At 28.4% G+C, this 25901-nt stretch carries 29 protein-coding genes and 1 pseudogene; 27 read left to right on the top strand and 3 right to left on the bottom strand.

Annotated elements, in window-relative coordinates; translation table 11 throughout:
* Positions 1-11: 11 nt before the first annotated feature.
* The 3 genes from yaaA to dnaA all read right to left on the bottom strand — a co-directional run bounded on the left by yaaA (position 12) and on the right by dnaA (position 3026).
* The gene (yaaA, locus tag ACRCYC_RS13620; RefSeq protein ID WP_438619680.1) at positions 12-218 is read right to left on the bottom strand and encodes a S4 domain-containing protein YaaA; all 207 of its coding nucleotides are present in this window, start codon (positions 216-218) and stop codon (positions 12-14) included.
* Positions 219-346: 128 nt separating this feature from the next.
* On the bottom strand, positions 347-1456 hold the full coding sequence (dnaN, locus tag ACRCYC_RS13615) for a DNA polymerase III subunit beta (protein ID WP_438619679.1): 1110 nt from the start codon (positions 1454-1456) through the stop codon (positions 347-349).
* Positions 1457-1697: 241 nt separating this feature from the next.
* Complete coding sequence (gene dnaA / locus ACRCYC_RS13610) at positions 1698-3026, bottom strand: chromosomal replication initiator protein DnaA (protein ID WP_438619678.1); 1329 nt, start codon at positions 3024-3026, stop codon at positions 1698-1700.
* Positions 3027-3598: 572 nt separating this feature from the next.
* On the opposite strand from dnaA, the gene rpmH reads away from it, so the two are divergent.
* The 27 genes and pseudogenes from rpmH to ACRCYC_RS13475 form a co-directional block, all read left to right on the top strand.
* Complete coding sequence (gene rpmH, locus ACRCYC_RS13605) at positions 3599-3733, top strand: 50S ribosomal protein L34 (protein WP_021428024.1); 135 nt, start codon at positions 3599-3601, stop codon at positions 3731-3733.
* Between the two features lie 82 nt (positions 3734-3815).
* On the top strand, positions 3816-4163 hold the full coding sequence (gene rnpA, locus ACRCYC_RS13600; RefSeq protein WP_438619677.1) for a ribonuclease P protein component: 348 nt from the start codon (positions 3816-3818) through the stop codon (positions 4161-4163).
* 48 nt (positions 4164-4211) lie between these two features.
* The gene (yidD, locus tag ACRCYC_RS13595; protein WP_438619689.1) at positions 4212-4433 is read left to right on the top strand and encodes a membrane protein insertion efficiency factor YidD; all 222 of its coding nucleotides are present in this window, start codon (positions 4212-4214) and stop codon (positions 4431-4433) included.
* 37 nt (positions 4434-4470) lie between these two features.
* Positions 4471-5178: a YidC/Oxa1 family membrane protein insertase gene (locus ACRCYC_RS13590; RefSeq protein ID WP_438619676.1), complete on the top strand. Its 708-nt coding sequence runs from the start codon at positions 4471-4473 to the stop codon at positions 5176-5178.
* The gene (jag, locus tag ACRCYC_RS13585; RefSeq protein ID WP_438619675.1) at positions 5150-5842 is read left to right on the top strand and encodes an RNA-binding cell elongation regulator Jag/EloR; all 693 of its coding nucleotides are present in this window, start codon (positions 5150-5152) and stop codon (positions 5840-5842) included. The genes ACRCYC_RS13590 and jag overlap by 29 nt, the downstream gene beginning before the upstream one ends.
* A 238-nt stretch (positions 5843-6080) precedes the next feature.
* Positions 6081-7460, top strand: coding sequence for a tRNA uridine-5-carboxymethylaminomethyl(34) synthesis GTPase MnmE (gene mnmE, locus ACRCYC_RS13580; protein WP_438619674.1), 1380 nt, complete (start codon positions 6081-6083; stop codon positions 7458-7460).
* Positions 7461-7512: 52 nt separating this feature from the next.
* The gene (gene mnmG / locus ACRCYC_RS13575; RefSeq protein ID WP_438619673.1) at positions 7513-9408 is read left to right on the top strand and encodes a tRNA uridine-5-carboxymethylaminomethyl(34) synthesis enzyme MnmG; all 1896 of its coding nucleotides are present in this window, start codon (positions 7513-7515) and stop codon (positions 9406-9408) included.
* Positions 9401-10120 (top strand): 16S rRNA (guanine(527)-N(7))-methyltransferase RsmG, encoded by a 720-nt coding sequence (gene rsmG, locus ACRCYC_RS13570; protein ID WP_438619672.1) that lies wholly within the window; start codon positions 9401-9403, stop codon positions 10118-10120. The genes mnmG and rsmG overlap by 8 nt, the downstream gene beginning before the upstream one ends.
* Positions 10121-10280: 160 nt before the next feature.
* A complete protein-coding gene (noc, locus tag ACRCYC_RS13565) occupies positions 10281-11072 on the top strand; it encodes a nucleoid occlusion protein (protein WP_438619671.1) in 792 nt (263 codons plus the stop codon).
* A gap of 54 nt (positions 11073-11126) precedes the next feature.
* Entirely contained in the window at positions 11127-11900 is a 774-nt protein-coding gene (locus ACRCYC_RS13560; RefSeq protein WP_438619670.1) for a ParA family protein, read from the top strand.
* Position 11901: 1 nt separating this feature from the next.
* Positions 11902-12780, top strand: a complete 879-nt coding sequence (locus ACRCYC_RS13555) for a ParB/RepB/Spo0J family partition protein (protein ID WP_438619669.1) — start codon at positions 11902-11904, stop codon at positions 12778-12780.
* 15 nt (positions 12781-12795) lie between these two features.
* The gene (locus ACRCYC_RS13550; protein WP_438619668.1) at positions 12796-13944 is read left to right on the top strand and encodes an aminotransferase class V-fold PLP-dependent enzyme; all 1149 of its coding nucleotides are present in this window, start codon (positions 12796-12798) and stop codon (positions 13942-13944) included.
* Positions 13945-14133: 189 nt separating this feature from the next.
* Complete coding sequence (locus ACRCYC_RS13545; RefSeq protein ID WP_438619667.1) at positions 14134-15426, top strand: tetratricopeptide repeat protein; 1293 nt, start codon at positions 14134-14136, stop codon at positions 15424-15426.
* A 72-nt stretch (positions 15427-15498) separates the two neighbouring features.
* The gene (locus ACRCYC_RS13540; RefSeq protein ID WP_438619666.1) at positions 15499-16521 is read left to right on the top strand and encodes a hypothetical protein; all 1023 of its coding nucleotides are present in this window, start codon (positions 15499-15501) and stop codon (positions 16519-16521) included.
* A 110-nt stretch (positions 16522-16631) separates the two neighbouring features.
* Positions 16632-17222, top strand: a complete 591-nt coding sequence (gene yedF / locus ACRCYC_RS13535) for a sulfurtransferase-like selenium metabolism protein YedF (protein ID WP_438619665.1) — start codon at positions 16632-16634, stop codon at positions 17220-17222.
* 85 nt (positions 17223-17307) lie between these two features.
* The gene (locus tag ACRCYC_RS13530) at positions 17308-17571 is read left to right on the top strand and encodes a DUF3343 domain-containing protein (protein WP_438619664.1); all 264 of its coding nucleotides are present in this window, start codon (positions 17308-17310) and stop codon (positions 17569-17571) included.
* 11 nt (positions 17572-17582) lie between these two features.
* Positions 17583-17768 (top strand): DUF951 domain-containing protein, encoded by a 186-nt coding sequence (locus tag ACRCYC_RS13525; protein ID WP_438619663.1) that lies wholly within the window; start codon positions 17583-17585, stop codon positions 17766-17768.
* A 63-nt stretch (positions 17769-17831) separates the two neighbouring features.
* Entirely contained in the window at positions 17832-19034 is a 1203-nt protein-coding gene (locus ACRCYC_RS13520) for a PLP-dependent aminotransferase family protein (RefSeq protein ID WP_438619662.1), read from the top strand.
* Positions 19035-19315: 281 nt separating this feature from the next.
* Positions 19316-19594, top strand: coding sequence for a 30S ribosomal protein S6 (gene rpsF / locus ACRCYC_RS13515; RefSeq protein WP_438619661.1), 279 nt, complete (start codon positions 19316-19318; stop codon positions 19592-19594).
* Between the two features lie 40 nt (positions 19595-19634).
* Positions 19635-20090 carry a single-stranded DNA-binding protein gene (locus ACRCYC_RS13510; RefSeq protein WP_438619660.1) on the top strand — a complete coding sequence of 152 codons (456 nt, stop codon included), beginning with the start codon at positions 19635-19637 and terminating at the stop codon, positions 20088-20090.
* A 17-nt stretch (positions 20091-20107) separates the two neighbouring features.
* A complete protein-coding gene (gene rpsR / locus ACRCYC_RS13505; RefSeq protein ID WP_021127409.1) occupies positions 20108-20335 on the top strand; it encodes a 30S ribosomal protein S18 in 228 nt (75 codons plus the stop codon).
* Positions 20336-20429: 94 nt separating this feature from the next.
* The gene (locus ACRCYC_RS13500; RefSeq protein WP_438619659.1) at positions 20430-20750 is read left to right on the top strand and encodes a MazG-like family protein; all 321 of its coding nucleotides are present in this window, start codon (positions 20430-20432) and stop codon (positions 20748-20750) included.
* Between the two features lie 7 nt (positions 20751-20757).
* Positions 20758-21717, top strand: a complete 960-nt coding sequence (locus ACRCYC_RS13495; RefSeq protein ID WP_438619658.1) for a YybS family protein — start codon at positions 20758-20760, stop codon at positions 21715-21717.
* A gap of 10 nt (positions 21718-21727) precedes the next feature.
* On the top strand, positions 21728-23728 hold the full coding sequence (locus ACRCYC_RS13490; protein ID WP_438619657.1) for a DHH family phosphoesterase: 2001 nt from the start codon (positions 21728-21730) through the stop codon (positions 23726-23728).
* Positions 23728-24177 (top strand): 50S ribosomal protein L9, encoded by a 450-nt coding sequence (gene rplI / locus ACRCYC_RS13485; protein WP_438619656.1) that lies wholly within the window; start codon positions 23728-23730, stop codon positions 24175-24177. The genes ACRCYC_RS13490 and rplI overlap by 1 nt, the downstream gene beginning before the upstream one ends.
* A 23-nt stretch (positions 24178-24200) precedes the next feature.
* Positions 24201-25529, top strand: coding sequence for a replicative DNA helicase (gene dnaB, locus ACRCYC_RS13480; RefSeq protein WP_438619655.1), 1329 nt, complete (start codon positions 24201-24203; stop codon positions 25527-25529).
* A 181-nt stretch (positions 25530-25710) separates the two neighbouring features.
* Positions 25711-25901 (top strand): annotated as a pseudogene (locus ACRCYC_RS13475) (hypothetical protein); the annotation flags it as partial.

Here is a 25901-nt window from a genome sequence, read left to right as displayed (position 1 = left end):
GGGCACCCCTTTTATAGTATCTTTATTTTATTGCCTTCTACTTCCACCATGTCATTAGATCTTAATTTTTTACCTCTTCTAGTTTCTATTTCTCCGTTAACCTTTACTAGACCTTCTTGAATTAAGAATTTTGCATGTCCACCTGTAGATGCGACATCTACTAGCTTCAAAAATTGATCTAATTTTATGAATTCAGAATCTATAGCTATTTCAATCATTTCTTCTTCCTCCTTTGATTATATCAAATATATATTAAATAAATTTCTTATACTCTCATTGTTAACATATATTTAAAAATATATTATATCATAAAAACCCAACTTTTTCAGTTGGGTTTACTTTTAATTTATATATTCGACGATATTCTTACAGGTAATAATAAATACGTATATTTAGTTCCATCAGCAGGTTTTATAATACAAGGATTTACATTTGTTGTGAATTCTATAAATATTTCTTCACTATCAATTACTTTTAGTGCATCTATAAAATATCTAGAGTTAAATGCTATGTCTAAATAATCTCCTTCTAGTTCTATAGCTACTTCTTCATATACGTTTCCTTTTTCAGTATTAGAAGTAATAGCCATTGAATTATCTCTTATAGATAATTTTATCAAATTATTTTTTTCTGATTGAGATAAAAGCGAAGCTCTTTCTATACTATTTAGCAATTCTTTTGTATGAACTTTAGCTCTAACTCCATATTCTCTAGGAAGAAGTTTTTTATAATCTATGAATTCACCTTCTAATAATCTTGTTATTATTTTTGTTTCATTTATTGTAAAAATAGCATTTTTATCATCAAATCCTATTTTTATAGAATTACCTTCTGCTGCTAGTAATCCATTTACATCGTGAAGTGTTTTTCCTGGAATTATAACCTTGATATCTTCTTCACTATTTTTAAGCTCACTTGCTCTTACTGCTAATCTATATCCATCTATTGCAACTAAACTTATATTTCCATTGCCTATTTCTAATAGTTCACCCATTAGTATTGGTTTTGTTTGATCTTGAGATATTGCAAATACAGTTTGTTTTATCATATTTTTTAATAAATCTTGAGGAATATCATATAAATCATTTTTGTTTACATCTGGTAGTTTAGGATAATCAACTGCTGAATCTCCTTTTATTTTAAATCTTGAATTTAAACAGTTTATGTACACATTATTATCTATGTCTGTTTCTATTTCAATAAAAGTATCAGGTAGTTTTCTTATTATATCCCCAAAAAGACGAGCATTTATTACAATTTGACCTTCTTCAATAATCTCAGCTTGTGCATAAGTATCTATTCCAATTTCTAAATCGTATCCTGTTAGGTTTATACGATCTCCTTTAGCTGTTAATAATATCCCTTTTAATAGTTCTAATGTTGTTTTTCCATTAATGGCTTTTTGAACAATTCCTATTTTATTTGCAAGTATTTTTTGATTACAAATTATCTTCATTGTGGATAACCTCCTTAAGTGATTATATACAAAAATAAATTAAAAAAATTAGTAGTAATAATAGTAGGTGTTGTTGATAATGTGGATAAGTGCTTCAATCAAAATAAATACAAAGATATCAACATGTGTATAAAATGTTAATATCTTTGTGTATTTTGATAGGATAAAATGTATATTTTTGTGGTTAAAAAATATGTACACATTTTATCAAGACGATATCCACAGTCATATTGTGTATAATTTACCCTTTTAAATCTAATATAATTTTATTTATTTTTTCTTTAAAATCTTCATTGTTTTCTATATCCTTAGCTATTTTATCATGAGCATGAATAACAGTGGTATGATCTCTTCCTCCAAACTCTTCACCTATCTTAGGAAGTGATAAGTCTGTAAGTTCACGAGATAAATACATAGCTACTTGTCTTGGATAAGAAATTGATCTTGTTCGTTTCTTTGAATTAAAGTCTTCCATTTTTAAAGAAAAAACAGAAGATACTTTTTCTTTTATTCTATTTACATTTATTTCTTCATGTTTTGATGTAGTTATTATATCTTTTAAAGCTTCAGATGCTAACTCAAAAGATATAGTTCTATTAGTAAGAGAGCTATAAGCTACAACTCTTGTAAGTGCACCTTCTAATTCCCTTATATTTGATTTTATATTTTTTGCAATATAAACTGTGACTTCATTAGGAACATCTATATCTTCCATTTGAGCTTTTTTTCTAAGTATAGCCATTCTAGTTTCAAAATCAGGAGCTTGAATATCTGTTATAAGTCCCATTTCAAATCTTGAGCGAAGTCTATCTTCTAAAGTAGGTATCTCTTTAGGAGGTCTATCACTAGATATGATTATCTGTTTATTGGCTTCATGTAATGAATTAAATGTATGGAAGAACTCTTCTTGAGTTCTTTCTTTTCCTGCTATAAATTGAATGTCGTCTATCAAAAGAACGTCTACATTTCTATATTTATTTCTAAATTCTTCGTTTCTGTCATCTTTAATAGAGTTTATAAGTTCATTTGTAAACTTTTCAGATGAGACATAAACTACTTTTGGATCTTTCTTTTGTTGCATTATATGATGCCCGATCGCATGCATAAGATGTGTTTTTCCAAGACCTACACCACCATATAAAAATAGTGGATTATAAGCTCTAGCAGGAGATTCTGCTACAGCAACACAAGCAGCGTGTGCAAAACGGTTACTATTTCCTATTACAAAGGTATCAAAAGTATATTTAGGATTTAGATTAGGATAGTTCTTTTTAAATTTGTTATCTTCTTCATTATTGTAACGGTTATCTAAACCTTGAACCTCACTTTCGCTTAAAACGAATTTGACGTTGTGTTTTTTTAATGAAAGTTGATTTACAGAACTTTCTATTAAATTTAAATATCTATCTTCTAATATTCCTTTAGTAAAATCATTTGGAACTAATAGTATTAAAGTGTTTGATTGCATTTGCAATGGTTTTATTTGTTTAAAAAAAGCATTAAAACTAGGGGGTGATAATTCACCTTTTATAAGTTGTAATGTTTTTTCCCATAAAGAAACTATATCCATAATTTAAAACCTCCGAACGAAATAATTAACATTTTCCACAAAGTTATTAACAAATTTATGATTTATTTAAAAAATGTGTTTTTGAGCAAAAAAAATATGGATAAACATGTGGATAATTTGTAAAAAATAAAAAAGATGTAGTAATTTATAGAAAATATAAACAATATGTATATAAAGTTATAAATAATATCAATAATAATAGAAATATAGTCTATAACAAGATTATTATCTTTTACGTAATAAGTTATGCACATTTTTATCCACAACTTGTGAATAAATTTTATATGTTAATAAGTTTTATAAACATTATCAACAAGTATATTTATAATATCAGAATATATGCTAAACTTCAATGATTTATATACATTTTATCCACAAAATTAACTGCTTGTTGATAAAAAAGTTAACAAAATTAACTGTAGAAATAAATGGATTAATGTTGCTAAAAGTAGCTCAAAAATACGTTGACAATCAGTCTAAAAGGATTTATAATTGTACGTGTTATGCTTACTTTGAGGGTAAAGTTATTATTTTTATAAACGGAAAAACAATCTTGAAAGGCGGTGCAAAAAATGAAAAGAACTTATCAGCCAAAGAAAAGACAAAGAAAGAAAGAACATGGATTTAGAAAGAGAATGAAAACTTCTAATGGAAAAAATGTTCTTAAGAGAAGAAGAGCTAAAGGAAGAAAGAGATTAACTCATTAATTTTTTTAGAAAAGGGCTGCTGAAAAGTAGCCTTTTTGTGTAAAAAATTATAAATTAAGCTGTGTTTATAGGAGGATTTAGTATGGATTTCAAGAATACTAAAGGTATAAAAAAAGACTCTGATTTTAGAAAAGTATACAAACACGGCAAATCTTTTGCAAATAAATACTTAGTAATGTATATACTGGATAATAAATCAGACTTTAATAGAGTAGGATTTTCTGTTTCGAAAAAGGTAGGAAAAGCTACCATAAGAAATAAAATAAGAAGAAGAATAAGAGAAGGTTTTAGATTAAATTGTGATGAATATATAAAGAATGGATATGATTTAGTATTCATAGCTAGAGTAGCTAGTAAAGATGCTGAGTATGAAGACATAGAGAAATCAGTAAAAAGCTTAATAAAAAAAGCAAAACTGAACCAAGGGTAAAGGATATGGGGGATTAAATTGAAACAACTATCAAGCTTACTAAAGAATATAAATAGGGATTTAACTAAGGTTTTTATATATATAGTAAGAATTTATCAGAAGTACATATCTCCTTTAAAAGGTCCTACCTGTAGGTTTTATCCAACTTGTTCTCAGTACGCAATAGAAGCATTAAAAAAATATGGGGCACTAAAAGGATCTTATTTAGCGATAAGAAGAATATTAAAGTGTCACCCTTTCCATCCTGGAGGATATGATCCTCTAAAATAATTTATAAGTGAAAAAGACACTTTAGGAGGTACAAGAATTGAGTTTAATTAGTGACTTATTAGGGCAAATTCTTAAAATTATAATAGAATTTGTAAATAACTATGGTTTAGCAATCGTTTTATTTACTATAGTTGTTAAAGTTATATTATTACCACTAACTATAAAGCAGACAAAATCTATGAAGGCTATGCAGGATATACAGCCTAAAATAAAAGAGATACAAGATAAATATAAAAGTAAGCCAGAAAAGCAAAATGAAGAAATAATGAAGATATACAAAGAAGCTAAAGTAAATCCTATGGCAGGATGTTTACCTTTATTAATACAATTCCCTATATTAATTGGTCTTTACAATGTATTAAGAAATCCAGTTATGTATGGAGTTTTTGCTAACGAAGCTGCAAAAACAGCTGCAGATACAGGTTTTTTATGGATGAATTCTTTATCATCTCCAGATAAAACGTTCATAATAGCTATATTAGCAGGAGTAACAACTTTTATAACTCAAAAATTAACTATGCCAAGTGATCAACAACAAGGATCTATGAAATTTATGACATATTTCATGTCATTTATGATGTTTTGGTGGGGTATAAGTTTCCCAGCTGGTCTTGCATTATACTGGACAGTAAGTAACTTATTCCAATTAGCTCAATACTACTTAATAATGAATCCATTAAAAGCTAAACTTGCTAATTCTGGGGAGGGTGTAGTAGATGAAACAAAGCCTAGAAATAAAAAGTAAAAATATTGATGAAGCAATATCAAAAGCTTTAAGACAGTTTAGTGTAGACAAGGAAGACATAGAAGTAGAAGTTATTAAACAACCAACAAAAGGGTTCTTAGGATTAATAGGAGCTAAAGAAGGTTTATATAAAATAACTGTTAAAGAAAAAGAACTAGATGAAATAGCAGAGTCAGTCAAAGTTGAGACTGAGATTGAATCTAGTGCAGAATCAAAAGAATTAGATGTAGCTAGAGGGTTTATATTAAATATAATAAATAACCTAAATATAGATGCTAATATAGATGTTGTTCAAGAAAAAAACGTTATAAAGATTAATATAACAGGAAAAGATGCATCTTGCTTAATTGGAAGAAGGGGAGAAACTCTAGATTCTATACAATTTTTAGCGGGACTAGCATTAAACAAAGCAAATAAAGATTCTCACAGTAAAGTTCTTATTGATATAGAAAACTATAGATCTAAGAGAGAAGAGTCTTTAATAAGATATGCTAATAAAGTAGCTAGAGAAGTAGCTAAAACTAGAAGGACTAAAAAGTTAGATTATATGAATCCATATGAGAGAAGAATTGTTCACTCAACTCTTCAAAATGATAAGTTTGTAAAAACTTATAGTGAAGGTGTAGATCCATATAGAAGGCTTGTAATAGAATATAAAAAGTAATAATAAAAGCAAACCTCCTAATATATAGGGGGTTTTATTTTTGAAAAATATTATATATAATAGTTAGATTAAGGAAATAATTTAAAAGTATACAAGAATAGACAGGTATACATGGTATTATATTAGATAGAGCTTATATAAATTTTGGTAAGATATTATTACAAAATAGTATATAAAATGATAAAATATTACTTTACGAGTTTGTATACAAAAAATACTAAAAAAAGAGGTGATCGGGTTGTTTATAGACGATACTATAGCTGCAATTGCAACAGCTCCTGGTGAAGGTGGAATCGGAATAATAAGGATAAGTGGAGAAAAGTCACTTCAAGTAGCCAATGAGGTATTCAGATCAGTAACAGGAAAAAAGATAGAAGAGTATAATACAAGAACTTTAATATATGGACATATATTAGACGGAGAGAAAACTATAGATGAAGTTTTAGTAGCGTATATGAAGGGTCCAAACTCATATACAACTGAAGATGTAATAGAAATAAATTGTCATGGAGGATTTATTTCTGTAAAGAAAATATTAGAATTAGTTTTATCTAAAGATGTTAGATTAGCAGATCAAGGTGAATTTACAAAGAGAGCATTTTTAAATGGAAGAATAGATTTAGCACAAGCGGAAGCAATTATAGATGTTATAAATGCAAAAACAGATATGGCTCATACTGTAGCTCAATCACAATTAGAGGGATCTTTATCTAATAAAATAAAAAGCTTAAGACATGATATAACAGAGATGTTAGCTCATATAACTGTTGCGATAGATTTTCCAGATGAAGATGTAGAGCACATAACTTATAATACATTAAAAGAAAGATCGTTAGAATTACAAAGAGAAATAAATACATTATATGATACTGCTGAGAGTGGAAAAATTCTTAGAGACGGATTAAAAACTGTAATAGTAGGTAAACCAAATGTTGGTAAATCATCATTATTAAATGCTGTATTAGGAGAAAATAGAGCTATTGTAACTGATATACCAGGTACAACTAGAGATATAATAGAAGAATTTGTAAATATAAAAGGTATACCTTTAAAAATAGTTGATACAGCAGGGATAAGAGAAACAGAAGATGTAGTCGAAAAAATAGGTGTCGAAAAATCAAAAGAATTTTTTAATTCTGCAGATTTATCAATAGTAGTTCTAGACTCTTCAAGAAAATTAGATGTAGAGGACATAGAAATACTAAAGGTTGTTCAACCTAATAAAACTATAGTCTTATTAAATAAAACAGATTTAAATCAAGTTATAGATATAGAAAAGGTAAAAGAATATATAGATGAAGAAAATATAATAAATATATCAGCATTACAAAATGAAGGTATAGAGAAAATACATGATAAAATAGAGGATATGGTATTTGCAGGTACGGTTAGAAATTCATCAGATTTAGTAGTAACGAATTCTAGACATAAAGATGCACTTTATAAAGCAAAACAATCAATAGCTGATGCAATAATGGCTATAGAATCATATATGCCACTAGATTTCATAGAAGTTGACTTCAAAAATATATGGGATTACTTAGGATATATAAATGGAGATACATTAACAGAAGACTTATTAGATACAATATTTAGTAACTTCTGTATAGGAAAATAAGCACTTATGTTTTTCGTGAAACATAAATGTTTTTTAAAGGAAAGGAGAATATATGTTAAATTTTGATGCAGGAAATTATGATGTAATAGTAGTTGGAGCAGGACATGCAGGATGCGAGGCCGCTTTAGCTGCCGCAAGAATGGGACACAAAACATTAGTAATAACACTTTCTTTAGATTCTATAGCGTTATTACCATGTAACCCTTCTATAGGAGGAACAGGTAAAGGACAATTAGTTAAAGAAATAGATGCCCTAGGTGGACAAATGGGTATTAATATAGATAAAACATTTATACAAAGTAGAATGTTAAATACTGCAAAAGGACCAGCAGTACACTCTTTAAGAGCTCAAGCAGATAAGGCTAGATACCATGAAGAGATGAAACAAACCTTAGAAAATGAACCGAACTTAGATATTGTAATGGATGAAGTTGTAGATATAATAAGTGAAGATAATGTTGTTAAAGGTGTAGTAACGAAGCTAGGATGTATATACAATGCTAAAGCAGTTGTATTAGCAACAGGGGTATACTTAAATTCGAAAATATATATGGGAGAAGTTGCCTTTAATGAAGGTCCTAATGCATTAGGATATAGCAAATTCCTAACTGATAAACTTGTAGATTTAGGATTAAGAATGAGAAGATTTAAAACTGGAACTCCAGCTAGGATAAATAGAGATAGTATAGATTTTTCTGTTATGGAGATACAAGAGGGAGATAAGCGTGTAACACCATTTTCATTCTTAAATGATGAGTTAGATAGAGAGCAAGAGCCTTGTTACTTAACAAGAACAAACATGCATACACATGAAATTATTAGAAATAACTTAGGAAGATCTCCTATGTATGCAGGAGAGATAGACAGTACAGGAGCTAGATATTGCCCATCAATAGAAGATAAAATAGTAAGATTTAGTGATAAAGAGTCACATCAAATATTTATAGAGCCAGAAGGTGAGAGCACTAAGGAAATGTATATCCAAGGTATATCAACAAGCTTACCTTATGAAGTACAAATACAAATGTATAAAAGCGTAAAAGGTCTTGAAAATGCTAGAATAATGAGACCTGCATATGCAATAGAGTATGATTGCATAGATCCAACACAATTAAAAATAACTCTTGAAATAAAAGGGGTAGAAAACTTATTTAGTGCTGGACAATTTAACGGAACATCAGGGTATGAAGAGGCTGCATCTCAAGGATTAATAGCAGGTATAAATGCAGCTTTAAAAATAGAAGGAAAAGATCCATTAGTATTAGATAGATCAGAAGCATATATAGGTGTTTTATTAGATGATTTAGTTACAAAAGGAACTAATGAACCGTATAGAATGATGACATCTAGATGTGAATACAGATTATACTTAAGACAAGATAATGCAGATATGAGACTTACTCAAATTGGATATGATATAGGTCTTGTAGATGAAGATAGATACAATAAATATACAGATAAAAAAGATTTAATAGATAAAGAATTAGAAAGATTAAAAACAGAAAGAATCACCCCTAAAGAAGTTAACCATCTACTAGAAGAAAAGGGAGCTTCTCCTATAAAAGTTGGATACTGTTTATATGAATTCTTAAAAAGACCAGAAGTTGATTATGAAATGATAGAGGCTGCAGGAAAAGGTGCTGGAGAAGACGTTCCGTATGCTATAAAAGAACAGTGTGTAATCATGACTAAATACGAGGGTTATATAGATAAACAATTAAAACAAATAGATCAGTTTAAAAAATTAGAAAATAAAAAGCTAAGTGAAGACTTAAATTACTCATCGATAGATGGACTAAGAATAGAAGCTAGACAAAAACTAGATGCAATAAAACCTAGATCAATAGGGCAAGCATCTCGTATATCTGGAGTATCACCAGCTGATATATCAGTTTTACTTATCTATCTTGAACAACAAAGAAGAGGTAGAGGTGAAAGAAATGAATAATGCTGAAATACTAAAAAAAGGTATAGAAGAATTAGGAATAAATTGTACCGATGAAACTATAGATAAATTTAGGATTTATAGAGAAATATTAGTTGATTGGAACCAAAAGATGAATTTAACTGGCATAGAGGAAGAAAAAGAAGTGTATATAAAGCACTTTTTAGATTCTGTAGCTGCAGTTAAAAAAGGATATATAAAAGATGGAATGTCTATAATAGATGTTGGTACTGGAGCAGGATTTCCAGGATTACCACTAAGGATATGCTTAGAGAACACTAAAGTTACACTTTTAGATTCTTTAAATAAAAGAATAAACTTTTTAGATGAAGTATGTAAAAATATAGATATAGAAAATATTGAACTAATACACGGAAGAGCAGAAGATTTTGGAAAAGATGAAAACTATAGAGAGCAATATGATGTAGCTACAGCTAGAGCAGTTGCAGGATTACCTATTTTAATGGAGTTTTGTGTGCCTTTTGTAAAGGTAGGCGGATATTTTATATGCTTAAAAGGGCCAAATGCAGACACGGAACTAGAAGAATCTGCAAAAGCAATGGAAGTGCTAGGATTAGAATTTGTTGAAAAAATAGATGTAGAGCTTCCAGAAACAGATTTAAAACATAATATAGTTGTCTTTAAAAAGGTAAATAATACGCCAGCAAAATACCCAAGAAAAGCTGGAAAACCAGTAAAAAGCCCGATAAAATAGAATTAAAACTTAATATTTCCAAAGAAATATTTTAAAAATATATGTTAAATAAAATATTTTAGAAGGAATATGTAAGTAAATGCAGAAATAGTATACACATAAGTAACTAAGGTAATTTCGTGTTTTAAATATATTTAGTTTTGGATGAGAGAGGGATGTTATGGAAGATAAAAGAGTGATGGAGATACCTATAAATAATATAGTTCCAAATCCATACCAACCAAGAAGAGTATTTTCACAATCAGCATTAGAAGAATTAAGTGAATCTATAAAGGTATATGGTATTTTACAGCCTATAACTGTTAGGAGTAAAAGTAACGATGAATATGAACTAGTAGCGGGAGAAAGAAGACTAAGAGCATCTAAATTAGCTGGATTAGAGACTATTCCTGTTATAATAAATAATATGTCTGATGAATCTTCTGCAGTATTAGCATTATTAGAAAACTTGCAAAGAGAAGATTTGAATTTTATAGAAGAAGCTATGGGATATGAAAATTTAATAAAAGAACACAGCTTTACGCAACAACAACTTGCAGAAAAGCTAGGTAAGAATCAATCTACAATAGCTAATAAAATTAGAATACTAAGATTACCTACAGATATTAAAATAAAATTAGTAGAAAATAGCTTAACAGAAAGACATGCTAGAGCTTTATTAAAATTACCTAATGAAGAAATGATGAGAGAAGTTTTAGAAAAGGTAATTAAAGGCGATTTGAATGTTAAAAAAACAGAAAAACTAATAGCAGATATATTAGAAGATATTAAACAACCTAAAGATAGTGAAGATAAAAAGCAAACTGTAAAAGGCATAATGGGAATGAGAATTTATCTAAATACTATAAAACAAGCTTATGAGGCTATAACTAACACAGGATTAGAAGCCAAATATAAAGAAGTTGATAAGGGTGACCATATAGAGGTTGTTGTAAAGATTCCTAAAAAATAAGAGATTACTGCTTAGCAGTAATCTTTTTTTAAAAGGTTAAAGGGGGTAAGACTTATGGGAAAGGTAATAGCAGTTTTTAATCAAAAAGGTGGAGTTGGAAAAACAACTACAAATGTAAATTTAAGTGCAAGTGTAGCTAAAATGGGAAAAAAAGTTTTGGTTTTAGATTTAGATCCACAAGGAAATTCCACTAGTGGATATGGAATAGAAAAAAGCGAGGTTGAAAATACTATCTATGAAGTATTGATAAACAGCGATAATATAGAAGAGGCAATAATTAAAACGGAGTTTGAAAATATTGATATAGTTGCATCAGCAACAGAGTTGGCTGGAGCAGAAATAGAGTTTACGAGTGTAGAAGAAAGAGAATATATATTAAAAAAGGCCATAGATAAAATAAGAGATAATTACGATTATATATTCATAGATTGTCCTCCATCTCTAGGAATGTTGACTATCAACTGCCTAACGGCAGTTGATAGTGTGCTAATACCTATACAGTGTGAATACTATGCATTAGAAGGTGTTAGTCAGTTAATGGAAACAATATCACTAATAAAACGAAGTCTAAATCCAAATTTGGAAATACAGGGAGTAGTTTTAAGTATGTTTGACGGAAGGGCAAATCTATCTATACAAGTTGTAGAAGAAGTTAAAAAGTATTTTAAGGGAAGTGTATATACTACCTTAATACCTAGAAATGTAAGACTTGCAGAAGCTCCAAGTCATGGAAAACCAGCTATCTACTATGATGCAAGATGTAAAGGGGCAGTTGCGTACTTAGAATTAGCAGAAGAATTTATAGATTTAGAGGAGGATGTGATATAGAATGGAAAAAAATACGAGACGATCAAATAGATTAGGAAAAGGTCTAGGAGCATTGATTCCTAATATAAAAGAAGATATAGATTCAAAAGATATTGTTAATATAGATATAAATAAAATTTATGCAAATCCAGATCAACCAAGAAAAGTTTTTGACATAGACAAGATAGAAGTATTATCAAACTCTATAAAAAATTATGGAATACTTCAACCTATAGTTGTAAAGCCAGATGAATCTGGAAAATATATGATAATAGCTGGAGAAAGAAGATACAGAGCATCAAGAAAAGCAAAATTAAAAGAAATGCCGGCTGTTATAAAAGATATACCTATGAAAGATTTAATGGAAATTGCATTAATAGAAAATTTACAGAGAGAAGATCTAAATGCAATAGAAGAGGCATTAGCTTACAAGAGTTTAATAGATCATTATAAAGTTACTCAAGAAGAAATATCAGAGGCTGTGGGAAAAAGTAGACCACACATAACAAATACTTTAAGACTTTTAAATTTAAGTAAGAATGTAATGGCAATGGTAGAGTCAAATAGAATAACTCCAGGGCACGGTAAAGCATTGCTTAGAATACCAAATCAGGATACTCAATTAGAGATAGCTAATAGAATAACAGAAGAAGAATTATCTGTGAGAGAAACTGAAAGAATAGCTAAAAAAATACTTGAGAATGAAAATACAGGTGATGAAAAAAAGACAAAACCAAAAGATATATTTATAGTAGATGTAGAAGAAAGATTAACTAATGTATTTGGAACAAAAGTAAATATATCCAAAGGTAAGAAAAAAGGAAAGATAGAAATAGAGTATTATAATGACGAAGACTTAAATAGTATAGTATCATTATTACTAGAAGGACAAGAAGCATAAGAGAGGGGACTTAATATGATTTACTTAGATAATGCAGCTACAACATTTCCAAAACCAAGACAAGTGTATGAAGCAGTTTTAGATTGTATGGAAAACTATGGAGCTAATCCAGGGAGAGCAGGCCATAAGTTAGCAATGAGAGCAGGAAGAGAGATATATGAATGCAGAGAAAACATAGCTAAACTTTTAAATGTGACAAATCCAATGAGTATTATATTTACTCATAATGCAACAGATTCTTTAAACCTGGCTATAAAAGGTGTTGTTAAGTCTGGAGATCATATTATAACAACTAGTGTTGAACATAACTCAGTAATAAGACCTATAAAAGCATTAGAAAAAAAGGGAATAGAAAATACTATAGTTAAATGTGATAAATATGGACAATTAAATCCTGAGGATATAAAGAAAGCCATAAAACCTAATACTAAACTTATTGTTACAACTCATGCATCTAATGTATGTGGAACAATAATAGATATAGAATCAGTTGGGAGTATAGCTAAAGAAAATAATATACTATACTTAGTTGATGCATCACAGACACTAGGAGTATATGATGTGGATGTTCAAAAAATTAATGTTGATATGATAGCAGCTCCAGGGCATAAATGTTTACTTGGACCGCAAGGAACAGGAATATTATACATAAGAGAAGGAATAGACGTTAATATCTTAAAAGAAGGTGGAACAGGAAGTAATTCAGAAGAATTATTTCAACCAAATATGATGCCTGATAGATATGAGTCAGGGACACATAATACGCCAGGATTAGCTGGATTGAATGCTGGGGTTAAGTTTGTTTTAGAAACAGGAATAGATAAAATAAGAGAACATGAAGAACAATTATGCGAATATATGTTAAAAAAATTAAAAGAGGTTCCTGATATAAAAATATATGGACCAATGGATAGTAAGAAAAGAGCAGCTGTAATTTCTATAAATATAGGAGATATAGATTCTGGGGAGTTAACATTTATATTAGATGATATGTATGATATTGAAACAAGATCTGGAATACATTGTTCTCCTCTTGCGCATGAAACATTAGGAACTCTAAGACAAGGTACTGTAAGATTTAGTTTAGGATATTTTAATACAGAAGAAGAAATAGAAAAAACTGTAGAAGCTTTAAAAGAGATAGGGAAAGAGATAAATAATTAAAAAACAGACTTACTTAAAAATTTTAAGTAAGTCTGTTTTTTAATTTTAAAAGGCAAAAATCATGTAAAAAAATAGTGAAAATTTGTAAAAATATAAAAATATATTAAGCATAAACAAATAAAATAGTGTATTTATGATAAATATAAGTTATAATTTGATTATAAGAAAATGTTTTCTAGGGGGGCAGACATGGAAATTCTAAGCTTAGGAGAGAAAATTAAAAAGTTAAGAAAAGAGAAGAATTTAACATTAAAGGAACTAGCTGGAGAAAGAATAACTGCAGCACAAATAAGTCATATAGAAAGAGATAAGTCGCATACCAGTTATGAACTTTTAGAATATTTAGCTAGTCGTCTAGAGGTTAGTGTAGATTACTTACTAGAAACAAAAGAAATGCAAGCTAAAAAATTAACTGATAATTTAATAATACAAAGTGAAATTTATATAAAGTGTAAGGAATTAGAGAAGTCTAAGGAAGAAATAAAGAAAGTAATGTCTATATGTACTGAATATCAACTTATAGATAACTACGGTAAATGTAATTTATTACTTGCTACGATAAATTTAAAACAAAAGGACTATAATGCAGCTATAATTAATTTTGAAAAATCATTATATTTTTTCATACAAAACAATGATAAAGAAAATATAGCTAGATGTTATATAAACATAGGGAAAATATACATTGAGGAAAATTTCCACAAAGGGGCATTAAGCAATTTTAAATTTGCAGAAGAAATATTAGAGGAAAATAAATTAAATGATATGTATATTAAGAAAGATTTATATAGTAACATATCATTTTGTTATACACAGTTAAATAAAGATGATGAAGCATTAGAATACATAGAAAAAATTAAAAGCTTAGATATTTTAGTTAACTGTAAAGAAGAAGCTGAGTTAATGGTGTCGAAAGCTAACAAATTAATGGGAATGGGCAAGTATGAGGAAGCAAGGCAACAATTTAAGACAGCTTTAGATTTATTAGAAAAAGAAGATAATAAAACGGATTTAGCTAATGTTTATTTAAGAGTTTGTGAGGTATATGAAAGTATAGGAGATAGTGAAAAAGCTTTAGAATATTCTAGAAAAGCATATGATATAAAAAAATATGATGAAGACGACTGTTCTATGGATGTAATAATAAAAATAATACAATCATATATAAAAATGGATAATTATGAAGAAGCTAGAAAATATTCTAAATTAGCACTGGCAAGTGCTATAAAAGTTAAAAATAAATACTTTGAATATCAATCGCTTAAATATTATTCTCAAATATATAAGAAAGAAGATAATAATAAATTAGCAATAGAATATTTGCTTAAATGCATAAGTATAATAAAAGATTTAAAAGACAGAAAAACTCTTGCTGATTTATATATAGAGCTAGGAAAATTATATGCAGATATATCTAAGGAAAAAGAATTAGAGTATTATCAAAAAGGTGTTTGCTTATATCAAAATTTAGAAATTATCTAAAAAGACTCTTTTTAAAGGAGTCTTTTCTTTTTATATAGAAATTATTAATATTAAAACTTTGGGGGGAAATAAATGAAAAATAAGTGGAAAGTATTAGTTATATTGTTACTTTTAATATTAATAAATCCTAAAACATTCAGCATCTTAAGTGAAAGTTTAAATAAAAAATCTACAGATATAGAAACTATAACAAGTATTGATATATCTAGTGATTTTGATTTTATAGAATATGATGGTAATTTAGTTTACTACAATGATAAAACTATAAAAAGTGTAAATAAGAATGGGGAAGAAAATTTTAAATTAAATCTTAAAGTTAATAACATAAACTTAGAAAGTAATAAATTTATAGATATATTAGACAAAGAGAGCAATACTGTTTACAGTATAGATAAAAAAGGTAAAGTAGCATTTAAAAAAAATATGAAAAAAGATAGCTTGATATATAAGAGTATAGAAAATGATTGCTACATATATGCATATAGGAAAGAAAATAAAAATATAGTCAATATATATGATTATGAGTTTAATTTAATCAAGTCTATAAATATTGACGGAATGATAACAGATATAGAATATTCATCTAATCAAATTTACATAGCCTCAATTAATACTGAAAAAAAATTAAATGGGACTATTGCTTGTTATGACTATAATGGGAATTTAAAGTATAAAAAGGATACAAGTGAGTCAATAGTAATGGATTTAATTAAAGAAAGTAAAAACATATATTCTATTGAAACAAATAAAATAACCAAAATGGATATGGAATTGAAAATTATAAATGAATTTCCAGTTAAGGATATAAAAGCTTATAGTAATATATATAAAGATAGCATTTATGTAATAGAAGCTGATGGGAACGTAAAATTTATTAATAAAGATGTAAAACCTATAAATATGGCTGAAAAAAATCTAACAGAAGTTGTAAATTTTGAAGATACAGCAATTTTTGCTACAAATAATAAGTTAATTACAAAAAAAGGTGTAGAGTTAAAGAGTTTTAAAGAGAAAATTAAGCATATACAATTAATAGAAGAAAATATACTGATAGTTCAACTAGAAAATTCTATACATGTAATTAATATAAAATAAATAATAGTTAGCTTTTATAATAGACTATATTCTTATAGAAATAACCTATAACAAAATATAATCATCTATGTTAAAATTAAGGAAGTATTATATTAAGGAGATGAGTATTCATGAGAATAGAGTTAGATGCAAGAGGATTAGCATGTCCTAAGCCAGTTATAAATACGAAAAAAGAACTAGATAATATAGCTCAAGGGGTAGTAGTTGTAACTGTAGATAATGAAATGGCTAAAGAAAACATTTTAAAATTAGTAAAATCGATGAATTACGAAGCGAATATATTGAAATCAGAAAAAGATTCAATTTGTATAGAGATTATAAAAGGTGAAAATGTTATAATAGAAGAAAAATCACAAGAGTCTTTATCGGATACATGTATATTTATAAATTCAGATAAAATGGGAAATGGAAATGATGAATTAGGACATGTTCTTATGAAAGGTTATATATATACCTTAACAGAGAGTAAACCATATCCAAAGAGTATACTACTTGTTAATAGTGGAATAAAACTAACAACTGAAAATGAAGCTACAGTAGAAAATCTAAAAATATTACAAGAGTCAGGTGTAGAAATTTTATCTTGTGGTACATGTTTAGATTACTACGATCTAAAGGATGCTTTAAAAGTTGGAACGGTAACGAACATGTATACAATAGTAGAAACAATGAATAATTCATCAAAAACTATATCTATATAAATAATAAAGACTACATAATAAAGATTGTGTAGTCTTTATTTAGTAATATAATCAATATATAAAGGCATAGAAAGGAATAATAAAAATGAATGAAATGTATATAGTGGCATTTAACTCAACACACCATGCAATAAGAACGGACAAGGTTTTAAATGAAAAAGATATAAAGGTAACAACTTTACCAACACCTAGAGAAATAAGCTCAAGTTGTGGGATATCAGTAAGATTTCTAAAAGATGATATGGATACTATAGTAGAAACACTTGAAGAAAATGAAATTTTATACCATGGAGTATTTAAAGTTTGTAGAGTAAGTGGAGGCCAAAAGGAAATAACTAAGTTAAGATAGGAGTGATATTGATGCCAATGAAATTAAATGTGGGCGATATTGTAGAATTAAAGAAACAACATCCCTGTGGATGCAAGGATTTTGAAATAACTAGAGCAGGTATGGATTTTAAAATAAAGTGTGTAAAATGTCTAAGAATAGTTCAATTAGATAGAGAAACTTTAGAAAAAAGAATAAAAAAAGTAAAAGTACTGTAAAGAAACGTTTTCATTTGGTATAATTAAGATGGGAAAACATTTTACCAAGGGGGAAACTTAAATATGGCTATCAAATTTGCAAAAAGAATGGATGGATTAAAAGGATCTGAAATTCGTGAACTTTTAAAGTTAACAGAAAAACCTGAAGTAATATCTTTTGCGGGAGGGCTTCCAGCTCCAGAGTTATTTCCAGTAGAAGAAATGAAGGAAATATCAAGATTGGTTCTAGAAGAATCAGGAAGAGAAGCTCTACAATATACAACAACAGAAGGATTTGGACCACTAAGAGAACAAATAGCAGAGAGAATGAATAGAAAACTACAAACTAGTATCTCAAAAGATGATTTACTAATAACAAGTGGATCTCAACAGGGATTAGATTTTGCAGGTAAAATATTCTTAAATGAAGACGATGTAGTTCTAGTTGAGAGTCCTTCGTACTTAGGAGCATTAAATGCTTTTAAGGCATATTGTCCAAAGTTTATAGAGGTTCCAACTGATAAGGATGGAATGATAATTGAAGAGTTAGAAAAGATATTAGAAACAACAGAAAATGTAAAGATGATATATGTTATACCGGATTTCCAAAATCCAACAGGCAAAACATGGTCTATGGATAGACGTAATAAATTCATGGATGTCATAAATAAGTTTGAAATACCAGTAGTAGAGGACAATCCATATGGTGAGTTAAGATTTGAAGGGGATGTATTACCATCTTTAAAATCAATGGATGAAAAAGGATTAATTATATTCCTAGGTTCTTTCTCAAAAATATTCTGCCCAGGATATAGAATAGGATGGGTTTGTGCATCACCTGAAATACTATCTAAGTTTATATTTGTTAAGCAAGGATCAGATTTACAAGCATCTACAATATCTCAAAGAGAAGTAAGTAAATTTATAGATGTTTATGATTTAGATGCACATGTTGAAAAGATAAAAACAGTTTACAAAAAGCGTAGAGACTTAATGTTAAAAACTATAGACGAATGTTTCCCAGAAGGAATAGAACATACATATCCAGAAGGTGGTTTATTTACTTGGATAGACTTACCTAAGCATTTAGATGCTAAAAAAATAATGGAAAAATGTTTAGCAAATAATGTTGCTTATGTTCCAGGCGGATCTTTCTTCCCTAATGGAGGTAAAGAAAATACATTTAGATTAAACTACTCTAATATGCCTGATGAAAAAATCGTTGAAGGAGTTAAGAGATTAGCTGATGCTTTAAACGAAGCGCTTTTAGAAGATGTAAATGCATAAATAAAAAAAGTGGCCATTTGGCCACTTTTTTTATTTGGAGATTAAGATCAAATATATTTAAGTTATGGGATATATATAATATACTTAACAAAATTAACAAAATTATGCGCTAATAACTGTATTTATTAATTCGATTTGATTATTAAATACTATAATAGTATAGAATAAAATTAAATTGACAATTTATTTTAGAAGTGATAAAATGTGTAAAGTATGAGATTTTAATCTCATTTCTCTGCTCTGCGTAGCAGAGCCGTAAAGTCCAAAGGGAGGTGAAATGTATGAAGAATTATGAATTAGTTTTCGTAGTAAAACCTAATGCAGATGAGGAAATAAAAACAGCTGTATTAAACAAGGTTAAAGAAGTAGTAGCTACTGAAGGTGAAGTTGAGAAAGTTGATGTTTGGGGTACTAAGAAATTAGCATATCCAATAGCTAAATTCACTGAAGGTTACTATGTATTAGTTAACTTTAAGTCAGGTGTTGATGTTCCTAAGGAAATAGACAGAAACTTAAAGATAAACGAGAACGTAATAAGACATATGATAGTTGTTGCTTAATAACTAATATATAAATTTTACGTAAATAGGCGGTGTTTAAATGAATCATGTTGTATTAGTGGGAAGATTAACGAAGGATCCTGAGTTAAGATACATCCCAGGAACAGGAACAGCCGTTGCAACATTTAGTATTGCCATCGATAGAGACTACTCTAAAAAAGATGGTACTAGAGAAACAGATTTTATACCAGTTGAAGTAATGGGAAAACCTGCTGAATTTTGTGCAAACTATATATCAAAAGGTAGATTGGTTGCAATACAAGGTTCTATAAGAGTAGATAACTACCAAACTCAATCAGGTGAAAGAAGAACTTTTACTAAGGTGAGTGCACGAAATATACAAGCCTTAGATAGTAATAAAAATAGATCGGATAGTCCATATCCAAGTCAAAATCAAAATCAAGGTTTCGAGCCTAGCTTTGAACCAAGCTTTGAGCCTACAGGATTAGATCCTCAAGGATTCCAAGCGATAGATGATGATGACATACCATTCTAAAAAGGAGGGAAACTACTATGATAAACAAAAAGAGACGTAAGAAAAAAAGAGTTTGTCAATTCTGTGCAGATAAAAATGCTAAGATAGACTACAAAAACACTCAAAGATTACAAAAATACGTAACTGAAAGAGGTAAGATATTACCTAGAAGAATAGCTGGTACTTGTGCTAAGCATCAAAGAGAGCTAACAGTTGCTATAAAAAGAGCTAGAAACTTAGCTTTATTACCATATACATTAGACTAAGAAAAGGACGAGCCTTTAAGGGCTCGTTTTTTTTATTGGTTAAAACTACTATAATTTATGATATAATGTTTATATATTAAGGAGGGGGGAAACATTGAGACTAGATAAAAATTCAGAGATAACGAAGAATATAAAAATAATTGAATGGATGAAAACCGAATTAATTATTAGTTTAGGGGATTTGTTTAATCTTTTATTTAAAGGGACTAGGCCAGTGGATCAAATATTACAAGATACTCTAGCTAATATAGTAATGGTTACATATTTACTATCAAAGAGACTGGGGATCAGCTTTAAGGAAATAGATTATAAAATAAAGGACAAAATAAAAGAAGGAATAGAGGAAGACCATAGCGTCGAAAGATGGTATGGCGATTTATCTAATCTTAAAAATTACTTAGATAACAGGGAGTGATATTAAATTGAATGATAGAGCTAAATTAACTCAAGCGGCTATAATTACAGTATTAGCTATAGCACTATGTCTTGCTACTGTATACATTCCGTTTATAGGGTTACTAGTGTTTATTATTCCTGTTCCATATGCGATAATCTCAACAATGACAGGACATAAATACGCATTAATATCAGCTATATCCTCTTTTTTTATATTGATGTTAACCGTTAATTTCGTATATGCTTTAAATTTAGTTATAATAAGTATATTACCAGGGATAGCAATTGGATATAAAATTAATAAAGATAGCAAAAAAGAAGGATCAAATAAAAACTTCACACCAATATACTTTGGAACAGTAGCATTTACATTATCTATAATTGTATTTTTCATGATGGCTAAAGCAGTCTTTAACATAGATTTATTAGGTCAATTATCAGAAATGATAAAGAAAAGTGTAGAAATTCAATTTGAGATTATGAAAAGTGCTAATATGATGCCAAAAAGCGAAATTACATCTAAGGACATAGTTAGTTTTATGCAGAATATACTACCGACTATGTTATTTGTATACAGCATAATAGCATCACTAATAACATATTATGTAGAAGCGTTTATTTTAAGAAGAACTAAACAATTAAATTATAATTTACCAAAATTCTCAGGGTTTTATTTACCAGGAAATGCTATATTAACATCTCTTTTATTGTATTTATTAATAATGGGATTAGAAATGTTAAAAATAGGGTTATATACAGATATAATAATGTTAAATGTTCAATTGACATTTAGTGTGCTGTTCTTATTACAAGGGGTAGCTGTATCTGTTTATTATATAAAAGAATGGAGAAAAAAATCACCGAGAAAAATAGTATTTGCAGTTGTAGCGGTATTTTTACTATCAGGAACTATGATTTTAAGTTTTGTAGGAATGTTAGATAGTGCAATTGACTTTAGAAAGGTAAGAAACTACAAATCCACTTAGGAGGGTAGAAATGTTTGATAAGTCGACCTTTAAAATTAATATGCCAGAGATAAATGCATATATAGTGGTAATTGGAATTCTTAGTCTTATGTTAATGTACTTCAATATATACATAGGCAGTATTGTATTTATTTTATTTATATATATTGTTTTCCACAATTGGAGAGTAAGAGATATAAGAAGGAATGAATGGAATAAATATATTCAAGATTTAGCTGTAGATATAGATGAAGTTACTAAAAAAGCTATTTTAAATTTACCAATACCTTTATGCATTTTAGAATTCGATGGTAGTATTACATGGTATAATACTAAATTCCATGAAATGACAGATAAAGAAGATACCTTGGGTATGAATATAGAAACTCTTGTTAAGAATATAGACTTAAGAAAAGTTTTAAATGAAAATAAAGAATTATATACAGATATAAACTATAAAGATAGAAATTATACGATAGTTTATAATGTTGTGAAAAGTGATCAAGAAAATAAAACTAAATATTTAATGATGCTTTATTGGATTGATAAAACAGAATATTTAAATTTAAAAACTAAATATGATGAAGAAAGAAATGTAATAGCTACTATACAAGTAGATGGATATGAGGAAGTTTTACAAAGCGCACCAGAAGAAAGAAGACCTCTAATGAATGTTGAAATAGACAAAATTTTAGCTTCGCTAGAGTCAAGTTGTAATGGAGCACTTGAAAAGACATCGAAAGACAAGTATTTTTTAGTATTAAGTAAAGATGAACTTGATAAATTAGAAGCAGATAAATTTTCTATTTTAGATAAAATAAGAGAGATAGATGAAGGTAATAATTTACCTGTAACTATAAGTATGGGAATAGGAATAGAAGGAAAGACGATCAACGATAACTTTAAGTTAGCTAAAGGTGCACTGGACCTAGCTTTAGGTAGAGGTGGAGACCAAGCAGTAATAAAAACTAAGGATAGATCTATTTTCTATGGAGGAAAATCCAAGGCTGTTGAAAAGAAAACAAAAGTAAAATCTAGATTAATAGGTCATGCTCTTAGAGAAATTATATTAGAGAGTAAAGATATATATATAATGGGTCATAAATATCCAGACATGGATGCGATGGGTGCGGCTGTCGGTATTTATGATATATGTAAATCATGTAATAAAAATGCTAATATAGTTTTAAATAGTGCTAATGATTCTATTGAAGAATTTATTAATAGACTTAAAGGATCTGATTACTATCCTAATATATTTATAACTAAGGAAGATGCTATTAAGAATTGTGCTAAAAATACACTAGTAATTGTAGTGGATACACATAGACCAAACTTTACAGAATGTCCTGAACTTATAGGAATATCAGGAAAAGTTGTTGTAATTGATCACCATAGAAGAGGTGTAGAATTTATAAATGATACAGTTTTATTATTCCATGAAACTTATGTGTCATCAACTTGTGAGATGGTAACAGAGTTAGTTCAATATATGGAAGATGATGTTAAGGTAAACAAATTAACAGCTGAAGGTTTAATGGCAGGAATAAGTTTAGATACTAAGAACTTTGCTTTTAAGACTGGAGTTAGAACATTTGAAGCTGCATCTTATCTTAAAAAAGCAGGCGCTGATACTATAGAAGTTAAGAAGTTATTCAATTCAAACCTAAAAGACTTTATAGCTAAAGCTGAAATAATGCAAAGTACTAAAGTTATAAATAATAGAATTTGTTTAGCTTACTGTAAGGCTGATATAAATAATATAAATGTAGTTGTAGCTCAAGCTGCAGATGAGCTTTTAAGTATAAAAGATGTAGAAGCATCTTTTGTGTTAGGAAAAACTAAAAGTGGAACTATATTTATAAGTGCAAGGTCGCTAGGTTCTATCAATGTACATGTTTTAATGGAAAAATTAGGTGGCGGTGGCCATATTGATATAGCAGGAGCTCAGCTTGAAAATGTATCTTTAGAAGAAGCATACAAAATGGTATCAGATATCATAAAACAATATCTAGAGGAGGAAGAAGAGTAATGAAAGTTATATTATTAAAAGATATAAAAGGAACAGGAAAAAAAGGAGATATAAAAGAAGTTAGTGATGGATATGCTAGAAACTTTTTATTCCCTAAAAAATTAGCTGTTCAAGCAGGAAATACAGAAATAAAAGAATTAAATGAAAAGCAAAAATCTCAAGAAATAAAACAACAAAGAGAATATGAAGCAGCAGTTGAATTAGGAAAAAAAATGGAAGAAATGAATGTAACTATATACTCTAAAGCTGGAGATGGTGGAAGATTATTTGGTTCTATAACATCTAAAGATATAGCTGCTCAAATAAAGAAAGAACATGGTATAGAAGTAGATAAAAGAAAAGTTATATTAGATGAGCCTATAAGAACTTTAGGTTCAAGCTTCGTAGAAATAAAAATACATCAAAAAGTTGTGACTAAAATGAGAGTAGATGTAAAAGAAAAACAATAAGAAAAACACTAGAGGTGAGATAAATGGAGGATATAGGTAGAATTCCTCCACATAGTGTGGAGTCTGAGCAGTCTATATTAGGGTCTATACTATTAGATAAAGAGGCAATAATTACTGTTACAGAAACTATTCAGCCAGAAGATTTTTATAAAGAAGCACATAAAATCATTTATGAATGCATGATGAAATTAAACAATAAAAATGAGCCCATAGATTTAATAACTCTTACAGAGGAATTAAAAAAACAAGGTCATTTAGATGATATAGGTGGAATAAGTTATATAACTAGTTTATCAACAATAGTTCCAACTACTTCAAATGTAAAATATTATGCAGATATAGTAAAAGAAAAATCAGTTTTAAGAAAATTGATAAAAGTATCTAACGATATACTAAATTTAGGATACGATAGTTCTATAAAAGTAGAAGAAATTCTAGAAAAAGCAGAAAAACAAATATTTGATATATCTCAAGAGAAATCTAGTGAAGATTTTCAATCTATAAATTCAGTACTTATGGATACTTATGATATGATAGAAAAGTTATATACTAATAAAGAGGATATAACAGGGATAACTACTGGATTTGATGATTTAAATAAAAAAACTAATGGATTACAAAGAACTGACTTAATACTTATAGCAGCTCGTCCTGCCATGGGTAAAACTGCATTTTCATTAAACTTAGTGCAAAACTCAGCACTTAAGGGAGATGCATCAGTAGCAGTATTTAGTTTAGAGATGTCAAAAGAACAATTAGTTCAACGTATGTTATCTGCTCAATCACATGTAGAACTAAAGAAGATAAAAAATGGAAGTTTAGATGAAAATGACTGGCCTAGAATTATAGATGCTATGTCTGTTTTATCTAATGCAAACATATATATAGACGACACTCCTGGTATAAAAATCAGTGAGTTAAGATCAAAATGTAGAAAATTGAAAATTGAAAAAGGTTTAGATTTGATACTTATAGACTACCTTCAGCTTATGGAAGGTGATGGTGGTAATGAAAGTAGACAACAAGAAATATCTAAAATATCTAGATCTTTAAAGGTAATAGCGAAAGAGCTGAATTGCCCTGTTGTAGCCTTATCACAGTTATCACGTGCACCTGAACAAAGATCAGACCATAGACCGATGTTATCGGATTTAAGAGAATCTGGAGCAATAGAGCAGGATGCAGATATAGTTATGTTTTTATACAGAGATGAATATTACCATCCAGACTCTGATAGAAAAAATATAGGTGAAATTATCATAGCTAAAAATAGACATGGTGAAACAGGATCTGTTGAATTAGTTTGGTTAGGTGAAATACAGAAATTTGCAAATAAAGCTAGAGAAATGTAATAAAAATATCCACATGTTGATAATTTTTTAAAAAGATATCATATGTGGATATTTTAAAATTTTATAAATACTCACAATTTCCACAAGGTAAATGTGGATAAGTGTGAATAAAAAAAGCAAGCTATTTAAGCTTGCTTTCTTGGTTCATTAGTATAAATTATTATTTAACGGGGGAGAAAAAATGATAAATATAATATATATATATCCAAATATAAAATTTATAAACAATGAAATTAATATATGCAGAATTGTTGATAATAAAATAAAAGAAACTTTAGTTATATTTGGAATAAAAGAAGATAATAATTTAAATATATACATTACAAACACAATGACAGGGGATAATATATTTGTGACAAAAGAAAAAGATAT

Origin of the sequence: Paraclostridium sp. (genome assembly GCF_051657365.1) — a bacterium.
GTDB lineage: Bacteria > Bacillota > Clostridia > Peptostreptococcales > Peptostreptococcaceae > Paraclostridium.
The sequence above is the reverse complement of the archived record's forward strand: the minus strand, read 5'-3'. Positions and strand labels throughout refer to the sequence as shown.

Coding starts and splice junctions, on each gene's coding strand:
- yaaA (WP_438619680.1), bottom strand. CDS start 218: ATGATTGAAATAGCTATAGATTCTGAATTCATAAAATTAGATCAATTT.
- dnaN (WP_438619679.1), bottom strand. CDS start 1,456: ATGAAGATAATTTGTAATCAAAAAATACTTGCAAATAAAATAGGAATT.
- dnaA (WP_438619678.1), bottom strand. CDS start 3,026: ATGGATATAGTTTCTTTATGGGAAAAAACATTACAACTTATAAAAGGT.
- rpmH (WP_021428024.1), top strand. CDS start 3,599: ATGAAAAGAACTTATCAGCCAAAGAAAAGACAAAGAAAGAAAGAACAT.
- rnpA (WP_438619677.1), top strand. CDS start 3,816: ATGGATTTCAAGAATACTAAAGGTATAAAAAAAGACTCTGATTTTAGA.
- jag (WP_438619675.1), top strand. CDS start 5,150: ATGAAACAAAGCCTAGAAATAAAAAGTAAAAATATTGATGAAGCAATA.
- mnmG (WP_438619673.1), top strand. CDS start 7,513: ATGTTAAATTTTGATGCAGGAAATTATGATGTAATAGTAGTTGGAGCA.
- rsmG (WP_438619672.1), top strand. CDS start 9,401: ATGAATAATGCTGAAATACTAAAAAAAGGTATAGAAGAATTAGGAATA.
- noc (WP_438619671.1), top strand. CDS start 10,281: ATGGAAGATAAAAGAGTGATGGAGATACCTATAAATAATATAGTTCCA.
- ACRCYC_RS13560 (WP_438619670.1), top strand. CDS start 11,127: ATGGGAAAGGTAATAGCAGTTTTTAATCAAAAAGGTGGAGTTGGAAAA.
- ACRCYC_RS13555 (WP_438619669.1), top strand. CDS start 11,902: ATGGAAAAAAATACGAGACGATCAAATAGATTAGGAAAAGGTCTAGGA.
- ACRCYC_RS13550 (WP_438619668.1), top strand. CDS start 12,796: ATGATTTACTTAGATAATGCAGCTACAACATTTCCAAAACCAAGACAA.
- ACRCYC_RS13545 (WP_438619667.1), top strand. CDS start 14,134: ATGGAAATTCTAAGCTTAGGAGAGAAAATTAAAAAGTTAAGAAAAGAG.
- ACRCYC_RS13540 (WP_438619666.1), top strand. CDS start 15,499: ATGAAAAATAAGTGGAAAGTATTAGTTATATTGTTACTTTTAATATTA.
- yedF (WP_438619665.1), top strand. CDS start 16,632: ATGAGAATAGAGTTAGATGCAAGAGGATTAGCATGTCCTAAGCCAGTT.
- ACRCYC_RS13530 (WP_438619664.1), top strand. CDS start 17,308: ATGAATGAAATGTATATAGTGGCATTTAACTCAACACACCATGCAATA.
- ACRCYC_RS13525 (WP_438619663.1), top strand. CDS start 17,583: ATGCCAATGAAATTAAATGTGGGCGATATTGTAGAATTAAAGAAACAA.
- ACRCYC_RS13520 (WP_438619662.1), top strand. CDS start 17,832: ATGGCTATCAAATTTGCAAAAAGAATGGATGGATTAAAAGGATCTGAA.
- rpsF (WP_438619661.1), top strand. CDS start 19,316: ATGAAGAATTATGAATTAGTTTTCGTAGTAAAACCTAATGCAGATGAG.
- ACRCYC_RS13510 (WP_438619660.1), top strand. CDS start 19,635: ATGAATCATGTTGTATTAGTGGGAAGATTAACGAAGGATCCTGAGTTA.
- rpsR (WP_021127409.1), top strand. CDS start 20,108: ATGATAAACAAAAAGAGACGTAAGAAAAAAAGAGTTTGTCAATTCTGT.
- ACRCYC_RS13490 (WP_438619657.1), top strand. CDS start 21,728: ATGTTTGATAAGTCGACCTTTAAAATTAATATGCCAGAGATAAATGCA.
- rplI (WP_438619656.1), top strand. CDS start 23,728: ATGAAAGTTATATTATTAAAAGATATAAAAGGAACAGGAAAAAAAGGA.
- dnaB (WP_438619655.1), top strand. CDS start 24,201: ATGGAGGATATAGGTAGAATTCCTCCACATAGTGTGGAGTCTGAGCAG.